Annotated in this window: 10 protein-coding genes; 4 read left to right on the top strand and 6 right to left on the bottom strand. The window is 69.7% G+C overall.

Translation table 11 applies throughout. The features are described 5' to 3' along the window. Positions 1-151: 151 nt before the first annotated feature. From V7050_RS14910 to V7050_RS14900, 3 genes are all read right to left on the bottom strand, one after another. Positions 152-1,063 (bottom strand): LysR family transcriptional regulator, encoded by a 912-nt coding sequence (locus V7050_RS14910; RefSeq protein ID WP_324369611.1) that lies wholly within the window; start codon positions 1,061-1,063, stop codon positions 152-154. A gap of 64 nt (positions 1,064-1,127) precedes the next feature. Continuing rightward, positions 1,128-1,730 carry a transglycosylase SLT domain-containing protein gene (locus tag V7050_RS14905; protein WP_324369610.1) on the bottom strand — a complete coding sequence of 201 codons (603 nt, stop codon included), beginning with the start codon at positions 1,728-1,730 and terminating at the stop codon, positions 1,128-1,130. A 78-nt stretch (positions 1,731-1,808) separates the two neighbouring features. Further along, positions 1,809-2,690, bottom strand: coding sequence for an AEC family transporter (locus V7050_RS14900; RefSeq protein WP_324369609.1), 882 nt, complete (start codon positions 2,688-2,690; stop codon positions 1,809-1,811). 119 nt (positions 2,691-2,809) lie between these two features. Here V7050_RS14900 and hspQ point away from each other — a divergent pair, with 119 nt between their 5' ends. Next, on the top strand, positions 2,810-3,139 hold the full coding sequence (gene hspQ, locus V7050_RS14895) for a heat shock protein HspQ (RefSeq protein ID WP_324369612.1): 330 nt from the start codon (positions 2,810-2,812) through the stop codon (positions 3,137-3,139). A 16-nt stretch (positions 3,140-3,155) separates the two neighbouring features. Here the strand turns inward: hspQ and V7050_RS14890 are convergent, their stop codons facing one another. Further along, positions 3,156-4,286: an alanine racemase gene (locus V7050_RS14890; RefSeq protein ID WP_324369608.1), complete on the bottom strand. Its 1,131-nt coding sequence runs from the start codon at positions 4,284-4,286 to the stop codon at positions 3,156-3,158. Positions 4,287-4,481: 195 nt separating this feature from the next. Between V7050_RS14890 and V7050_RS14885 the strand changes: the two genes are divergently transcribed. Together V7050_RS14885 and V7050_RS14880 are read left to right on the top strand one after the other, a co-directional pair. After that, the gene (locus tag V7050_RS14885) at positions 4,482-4,820 is read left to right on the top strand and encodes a DUF2794 domain-containing protein (protein WP_324369607.1); all 339 of its coding nucleotides are present in this window, start codon (positions 4,482-4,484) and stop codon (positions 4,818-4,820) included. 81 nt (positions 4,821-4,901) lie between these two features. Next, a complete protein-coding gene (locus tag V7050_RS14880) occupies positions 4,902-5,510 on the top strand; it encodes a peroxidase-related enzyme (RefSeq protein WP_324369606.1) in 609 nt (202 codons plus the stop codon). A gap of 154 nt (positions 5,511-5,664) precedes the next feature. On the opposite strand, the gene V7050_RS14870 is transcribed toward V7050_RS14880, so the two are convergent. Further along, positions 5,665-6,234, bottom strand: a complete 570-nt coding sequence (locus V7050_RS14870; protein WP_324369605.1) for a TetR/AcrR family transcriptional regulator — start codon at positions 6,232-6,234, stop codon at positions 5,665-5,667. Positions 6,235-6,316: 82 nt separating this feature from the next. Between V7050_RS14870 and V7050_RS14865 the strand changes: the two genes are divergently transcribed. Beyond that, complete coding sequence (locus V7050_RS14865) at positions 6,317-7,498, top strand: FAD-dependent monooxygenase (protein WP_324375399.1); 1,182 nt, start codon at positions 6,317-6,319, stop codon at positions 7,496-7,498. A 79-nt stretch (positions 7,499-7,577) separates the two neighbouring features. Here V7050_RS14865 and V7050_RS14860 read toward each other — a convergent pair. Then, the coding region (locus V7050_RS14860; RefSeq protein ID WP_324410740.1) for an AAA family ATPase at positions 7,578-8,707 on the bottom strand (1,130 nt) is incomplete at its 5' end.

Genomic DNA, 8,707 nt, shown 5'->3' with positions numbered 1-8,707 from the left:
GCCTGCCGGGGGCAGGCAGGCGCGCGCGGATTTGTCACCTGCCAAATCCGCGAAGAGAAATCGGTGCCGCCACGGGCAAAAGCCACCAGTCCGAAGCGATCATCCGGCGACAGTATCAGGCGAAATCAGCGGCCCTGGCACCGGCCCATTCTCAGGCCGGCCAGTCGTCCGGGCCGGCGCCGCGGAAATGCTCGGCGAGGAAATCCACGAAGGCGCGCAGCTTCGGCTGGGGGAACGGGCCCTGCGGATAGAGCGCATGGATGCCGAGCAGGATCGGCTCGCGGTCGGGGAGCACCTCGACCAGCCGGCCCGAGCGCAGCGCGTCGCCGAGGATGAAGGACGGCAGCATCACCACGCCGATGCCGGCCTCGGCGACCTTCCGCAGCGATTCGCCGTTGTTGGCGGTGAACCGGCCGCCGACCCGGATCTGGCGCTCCGCGCCGCCGCGCCCGCGCAACCGCCAGAAATTGCCCGTCGAGAGATTCGAATAATGCAGGAGACAGTGGTCGTTGAGATCGTCGATGCTCTGCGGCACCCCCCGCTCCGCGAGATAGGCCGGGGAGGCGGCCAGCAGAAGCCGCGTCTCGGCCAGCTTGCGCGCCTTCAGCGTGCTGTCCTCCAGCACGCCGATGCGGATCGCCAGGTCGAAGCCCTCGGCGAGCAGCTCCACGAAACGGTCGTCGAGCACCATGTTGACCTCGACCTGCGGATAGGCCTCGAGGAACCGCGCCACCGCGCGCGAGACCTGGCCGATGCCGAAGCTGACCGGCACCGAGATGCGCAGCGACCCCTTGGGCGTGGCCTGCATGGCCGTCACCATGCTGTCGGCCTCCGCGGCATCCTCCAGCACCGCCCGCGCCCGGTCGTAATAGGCGAGCCCGAGCTCGGTGGGGCTGACCCGCCGGGTGGTGCGCGTGAGCAGCCGCACGGCGAGCCGCTTCTCCAGCGCCGAGACATGCTTCGAGACTGCGGATTTCGACAGGCCCATCTGTCGCGCGGCCTCGGTGAAGCCGCCGTGATCGACGACGCGCACGAAGGCTTCCATTTCGGTGAGGCGATCCATCGGCTGCCTTCAGTGTTTCCCGGAGCGAAACACTAGGGCCGGAGGCGCCGGGGTGTCAAAAGGATCAGCGGCCGCCGCCGCAGGATTGTAGCTGCAATTCGTATCGTGTTGCCCAGGCCTCCACGTCGCGCGCGACCGCCGGCAGCCAGGCCTTCCCGCGATAGCTGCCCCGGGCGAAACCGGCCTTGCCCTCGTGATAGGCGAGATACTGGTTGTAGGCGTCGGTGGTGGCGACCCCGTTCACGCGGGAATTGCCGCTCATGTACCAGCCGATGAAATCCGAGGCATCCGCGAAATCCGTGCGGTCGGCGCGCCTCCGGCCGGTGGCCTTGACATAGCCGTCCCAGGTGCCGTCGATCGCCTGGGCGTAGCCCAGCGCCGAGGAGCGCTGCACCGTGCGCCGGAAGGGCCAGCTGCCCACGGTCTTGGTCGGACGGGCGTCGTGCTGGAAGCTCGATTCCCGGGCGATGGTGGCGAGCTGCACCGAGACCGGCACGCCGTATTTGGCCTGGGTGCGCTCCATCGCCTTGAACCAATGCGGCCGTTCGCTGCGCATGCGGCAGGCGTCGACGGTCGTGCTCGGTGGCTTCTCACCGCCCGAACAGGCGGCGATGGATGCCAGAAGCCCCAGAAGGGCCAGGCTCCGGAACCGGAAGAAACCTGCCATCGTTCTCAACTGCTCGCGTGTCTTGCCGCACGTCGTGAGCGCAGAATGCCAGATTGTTCTCCGGATGCAAGGAAAAGCTCAGACGAAAAAGGCTAAAAGGCCCGGGATCGCCACCACCGAGAGCAGCGTGGAGACGACGACGAGCCCCGCCACCTCGTCGGGACGGGCCTTGTATTTGGTCGCCAGCATGTAGGAGGTCACCGCGACCGGGGTCGCGACCTGGAGCACCAGCACCCCGAAGGCGGGCGCCGGCAGGGCGAAGAGGAGGCCCACCGCCACCGGCACGGCGATGCAGATCGCGAGCTTGGCGAGGCAGAGCCAGAGCGCGCGCCCGAGCGAGCGCGGCTGCAGCCGCGAGATCGCCACGCCCAGCGTGATCAGCATCAGCGGGATCGCCATCTGCCCGACGAGGTCGAGCGTCGCCGCGGTCCAGGCCGGCACCGTCCAGCCCATGGCGAGAAACAGGCTCCCGAGCAGCGTGCCCCAGACCAGCGGCTCGCGGATCGCGTTCAGGGGCGAGCCGCCGCCGGCGACCACCCAGACCCCGAAGGTGAAGGAGAGGATCGCCATGACCGCGAAGATCACCACCGCGAAGTCGAAGCCCTGCTGCCCGAAGGCGAAGAGCGCGATCGGCAGCCCGATGTTGCCGGTATTGCCGAAGCTGAGCGGCGCCCAGAAGGTCGCCAGGTCCATCCCGGCGATCCGGAGCAGCGCCCAGGCGATCGCGCCCACCCCCACATAGGCCGCCAGCGTCGCCAGCACCGTGTCGCGCAGCACCGAAGGGTCCACGTCCGAGCGGATCAGCGCCATGAAGATCAGGCAGGGGATGGAGAGCGTCATCGACAGCCGGGTGACGAATTCCACGTCGTAGTTCCAGCCGATCCGCACCCAGCCGTAGCCGACGGCGGCCAGCAGGAATACCGGCGAGACGATCTGGAGGACCTGGAGCAGAAGTGCCATCGCGGCTCCCGGGACCGGCGCCCGTGCCGGCCGCCACCGCGGCGTCTCTTCCGTGATGTGGACAGGATGTCAACCGCGCTATAGAATGGGCATCGGAATACATCGTGCAGGCTGCGACCATGCTGACGGCTTCAGCAAAATTCACGCTCGGCGAGGTGGTGCGGCATCGCATCCACCCGTTCCGTGGCGTCGTCTTCGACGTCGACCCCACCTTCAACAATACCGAGGAATGGTGGGAATCGATCCCGGCGGAGAGCCGGCCGCGCAAGGACCAGCCCTTCTACCACCTGCTCGCCGAGAACGAGACCTCCTATTACGTGGCCTATGTCTCCGAGCAGAACCTGGTAAAGGACGAATCCGGCGAGCCGGTCGACCATCCGGAGGTCTCCGCCATGTTCGGCAGGCTGCTCGACGGCGGCCGCTACGACATGGACGGCGGGCTGCACTGAGCCCGCCGGGTCCGGCCTACCAGCCGGAGAAGCGCGGCCATTCCGACAATTGGCCATCCGTGCCGATCACGTGATAGCGGTCGTATTGCGCCGCCGTCGCGCAGGCGTGGTTGGGCAGGATGCGCAGCCGGGTGCCGATCGGCAGATCCGGCGCCGCGGCGCCGCTGCCGGGGCGCGGCGCGATGATGCCGTGCTCCTGGTTGGCGGCGATGACGATCAGGTCGTCCAGCGGCGCGCCGTCGAGGCCGCAGACCACGCCGTAGCCCTGGTCGACCGCCTGGTTCGCGGTGCCGCGGTCGCGCGACATCGCCATCCAGCCCGCATCGGTGATGGTCCAGCCCTTGACCGGCTGGTGGCCGATCACCGTCGTCAGCACCGACAGCGCGATGTCGCCCAGGCCGCAGACCCCCACCCCCGCCTGGAAGAGGTCGAAGAAGACGCTCACCCCGGCGCGGAACTCGGTCAGCCCCTCGAGGCCGCCGCCGCCGAAGAAGGTCGGCGTCGAGCCCACGCTCACCACCGGGCAGGCATGGCCGGCCTCGCGCAGGATCCGCGCGGCATCCACCACCGCCCGGCGCTCCTGCTCGGCAGCGGCCTTCAGCTCCGCCGGCCCGCGCGCGCCGTAGCTCTCGCCGCCATGGGTCAGCACCCCGCGCAGCATGGCGCCGCCCTGCAGCGCCCCGGCGATCGCCAGCAGGAGCGCCGCATCCCCCGGCGCCACGCCCGAGCGGTGCCCGTCGCAATCGATCTCGACCAGGACCGGAATCGGGTCGGCCGGATCGCCCGCCGCCGCGATCGCCTCGGCCTGCGCCACGCTGTCGGCCAGCACCGCGAGATCGACCCCGCGCCGCCGCAGCGCCAGCACCCGCGGCAGCTTGTCCGGCGCGATGCCGACCCCGTAGGTGATGTCGCGCACGCCTGCATCCGCGAATTCCTCGGCCTCGCGCAGGGTGGAGACCATCGCCGGCCCCTCCGGCGAGGTCATCTGCCGGCGGGCCACCTCGGGCGATTTCGCGGTCTTCAGATGCGCGCGATAGGCGACGCCGCTTCCGGCCACCCGCGCATGCAGCCGCGCGATATTGGCCGCCATCCGCGCCTCGTCGAGCAGCAGGCAGGGCGTTTGCAGGTCATGCAGCGTCTGAACCATCCGAATCCTCTTGCGTGGAAAGATATCGGGGACTTGTGGCGCACCGCCCCGGGGCGCCCCGATGCCGCCCCCCATGCGCGCCGCCCGCCTCGCCCCCTTTGCCCGAGCGGAGCTCCTTTCTAGCCTCTTCGCTCCATTAGGCAATTGCGGATCGCGGTGCTTGCCAAATCCGGGCCCCGCAGCCATGCTGATGCCATGACGCACAGCGCCGAGATCGCGCCCTTTCCCGGCCTTCCCGAGCGGGTCAGCTTTCATCGGGCGGAACTCTCGGTGATCCTCGGGCTCTACGGGCGCATGGTGGCGGCCGGGCACTGGCGCGACTACGGCATCTCCATGCTCCGCGACGCGGCGGTCTTCGCGGTGTTCCGGCATACGGCCGAGCATCCGATCTACCGCATCGAGAAACGCCCCCGCCTGGTCGGCCGGCAGGGCCAATACGCGGTCATCGCCATGGACGGCCGGATCCTCAAGCGCGGCGCCGATCTCGGCACCGTCCTGCGCGTGCTCGAGAAGAAGCTCATCCGCGCGGTCTGAACCGGCATCCGCGCCGCAAGGCCGCTGCTTCCGCCCGCCCTTTGGGCTATACTGGCCCGCTCGCGGCAGGAGGGGCCAGCCATGTTCGTTGCGACGATCTCCGAGGCGGAGGCCGATGGCCGGATCGCCGAAATCTACGCCGCCGAACGGGCGCAGCGCGGTTATGTGATGTCCGGCACGCAGGTCTGGACCGCGCGGCCCGACATGCTGCCGGCCTGGGAGGATTTCTTCATGCATCTGCGCGCCGGCACCTCGCTCTCCGACCGGGAGTGGATTCTCATAGGGCTGCTCGCCTCGTTGCGCGTGCCGACGAGCTATTGCGCCGCGGAATACGGGCGCCGCGCGATCGACGTGCTCGGCTCGCGGGAGGCGGTGGCGGCCTTCGTGCGCGACTTTCGCCGCTGCGGCCTCCCGGACCGCGAGGTCGCGATGCTGGATTATGCCGAGAAGGTCGCGACGCGGGCCTGGGCGGCAAGGCAGGAAGACATCGACGGGCTGCGGCGCCACGGCTTTTCCGATGTCCAGATCGCCGACATCGCCCTCGCCGCCGCGGTCCGGGGCTTCATGTCGCGCGTGAACGACGCTCTGGGCGCGGGGCCCGAGGCGGCGATCCTCGACGCGGATCCCGATTTCCGCGCGCTGCTCGCGGTCGGACGACCGGTCCCAGTCCCGGAGGCCTCGGCCGGCTGACGGCATTTCCCGCGGAACCCTCCGGAAAGCACGGGCAGGGCCAGTACGCGGTGGTCGGCATGGACGGCCGCAGCCTCAAGCGCGGCCAAGGCTTGCGCTCCGTGCTCCGGATGCCGGAGCCGAAGCTGATCCGGGCGATCAGGGTCGGGGATGGCTAGACGCCAAGGTAGCGCTGCACCGTGGCGCCGACCTCCTCGACGATGCGCTCGGCCGGCAAGGCCACGAGCGGCGGCAGCTTCAGCACGTAGCGCCCGAGCGCGAGGCCGAGGAGCTGGCTCGCCACCAGACCGGCCCGCTCGGCGGCGTCCGGGGCGCCCGATGCCCGCGCCAGCGCCGGCAGGACCTGGCCGGCGAAGACCTCCTGAAGCTTCTCCGCCGCCAGTGGGTTCGAGGCGGCCGAGCGGAGCAGGATCGTCATGCCACCGTTCGAGCCGGGGCCCTCCCAGACGTCGAGGAAGTGCCGCACCAGCGCCGGGCCGAGGCGGGCGCGGTCCATGTCCGACAGGTCGGGGAGCCGCAGGTCGAAGTCCGCGGCCCGGGCGAAGAGGCCGTCCTTGCTGCCGAAATAGCGGATCACCAGCGCGGGATCGACCTCGGCGCGCGCAGCCACGTCGCGCACCGTGGCACGTTCGTAGCCCTCGGCGGCAAAGAGGTCCCGCGCCGCCCGCAGGATCGAGGCGCGGGTCCGTTGGGATTTGCTCAGTCGCGGCGATGCATCGGTCATGGGGCGCATGATTTCAACAACCGTTGACAAACGCAAGGGCTGCGCGTAGAAAGTCAACAGGTGTTGAAAAATGGGGAATCACATGCTGCCGAACCGTACCGAAGTCCTGATCGTCGGCGCCGGGCCCACCGGGCTGGCGCTTGCCGTCTCCCTTCGCCAGGCCGGCGTCGACCACCTGCTGATCGATCGCCTGCCACAGGGGCAGAACACCTCGCGCGCCGCGGTCATCCACGCCCACACGCTGGAAACGCTGGAGCCGCTCGGCGTCACCGAGGCGCTGATCGCGCGGGGTCTGAAGCTCCGCCGCTTCGCGATCCGCGACCGCGACCATGCCCGATTGCAGCTCCGCTTCGACAATCTGCCATCGTCTTACCCGTACATCCTCATGCTGCCGCAGGACGAGACCGAGCGGGTGCTCGGCGCCCGCCTTGCGGCGCTCGGCGGCGAAGTCCACCGTGGCGTGACCGCGACGGCGGCGACGCAGGGACCTGCAGGCGCAAGGGTGACCGTGGCCTCCGCAGAGGGCGAGCAGGAGATCGAGGCCCGCTACGTGGTCGCGGGGGACGGGATGCGCAGCCTCGTGCGGGAGGCCGCCGGCATCGGCTTCGACGGCGAGCCGCACGAAGGGTCGTTCGTGCTGGCGGACGTGCGGATGCGCTGGGCGCTCGGCCGCGACGAGGTGTCGCTCTTCTTCTCGCCCGGCGGCATGGTCGTGGTCGCGCCGCTGCCGAACGGCAGCTTCCGGGTCGTCGCCGCGATGGAGGACGCCCCGGAGCTGCCAGGGCCTGCGGACATCCAGGCGCTGGTCGATGCGCGCGGCCCGACGGCGGGCGAGAACCGGGTGGAAGAGGTCCTGTGGAGCTCGCGGTTCCGGCTGCACCACCGCATCGCCCGCAGCTACCGTGCGGGACGGTTCCTCTTGATGGGCGACGCCGCGCATGTGCACAGCCCGGCGGGCGGGCAGGGCATGAACACCGGCATCGTCGATGCCGTGGTGCTCGGTCGCATGCTCGCCGAGGTCGTCACGGGCAACCGTCCCGATGCCTGGCTCGATCGCTACGGCGAGCTGCGCCGGCCCGCCGCGGCGGAGGTCATCGCCCTTGCTTCCCGGCTGACGGCGATGGCCACAACCCGCGGTGCCGCCCGCCAGACCCTCCGCAACGCCATGCTGTCCCTCGTGGGCGCCCTGCCGCCGGCCAGGCATCGGGTCGAGATGAGCCTGTCCGGTCTCGCACGCCGGGACGCCACGCGGCTGGCGGCCTGACCCCCGTGCCGAAAAGGAAAAGGCCCTGCCGGCAGGACCGGCAGGGCCTCGATCGTTCCCGGCGCCGCGCCGGCCGAGGTTACTCGGCCGTGAGCAGCGGCGGCTTCTTGGCGGTGATGCGCGGGGTGCCGAGCGGCTCGATCCGCAGGTCGAGCGCGCCGTCGCGCACCAGCACATGCACCACCCCACCCTTGGCCAGCTTGCCGAAGAGCAGCTCCTCGGCCAGCGGCTTCTTGATGTTCTCCTGGATCACCCGGCCCAAGGGACGCGCGCCCATCTTGTCGTCGTAGCCCTTGTCGGCCAGCCATTCGGCGGCCTCCGGCGAGAGCTCGATCTGGACGTTGCGGTCCATCAGCTGCGCCTCGAGCTGGAGGACGAACTTCTCGACCACCTGCAGGATGACCGCCTTCGGCAGCGCCGAGAAGCTGATGATCGCATCGAGGCGGTTGCGGAACTCCGGCGTGAACATCCGCTCGACGGCCGCCGAATCCTCGCCCTCCCGGCGGTCGCGCCCGAAGCCGAGCGCCTCCCTCGCCTGCTCGGCGGCGCCCGCGTTCGAGGTCATGATCAGCACCACGTTGCGGAAATCCACCGTCCGTCCGTTGTGGTCGGTCAGCTTGCCGTGGTCCATGACCTGCAGCAGGATGTTGTAGACGTCCGGATGCGCCTTCTCCATCTCGTCGAGCAAGAGCACGCAATGCGGGTGCTGGTCGACGCCGTCGGTCAGGAGGCCCCCCTGGTCGAAGCCGACATAGCCCGGCGGCGCGCCGATCAGGCGGCTGACGGTGTGCTTCTCCATGTATTCCGACATGTCGAAGCGCAAGAGCTCCACCCCGAGCATGGAGGCGAGCTGTTTGGCGACCTCGGTCTTGCCGACGCCGGTGGGGCCGGTGAAGAGATAATTGCCGATCGGCTTCTCCGGCTCGCGCAGCCCGGCGCGGCTGAGCTTGATCGCGCTCGCCAGCGCCTCGATCGCCTTGTCCTGGCCGAAGACCACGCGCTTGAGCGACTTGTCGAGATCCTTGAGCACCTCGGCATCGTCCTTGGAGACGTTCTTCGGCGGGATGCGCGCGATCTTGGCGACCACCGCCTCGATCTCCCTGGCGGTGATGGTCTTGCGCCGCTTGCTCTCGGGCAAGAGGTGCTGCGCCGCACCGGCCTCGTCGATCACGTCGATCGCCTTGTCGGGCAGCTTGCGGTCGTGGATGT

Source organism: Amaricoccus sp., from assembly GCF_036846665.1.
Taxonomy (GTDB): domain Bacteria; phylum Pseudomonadota; class Alphaproteobacteria; order Rhodobacterales; family Rhodobacteraceae; genus Amaricoccus.
This window is presented reverse-complemented; position numbering and strand designations above follow the sequence as displayed.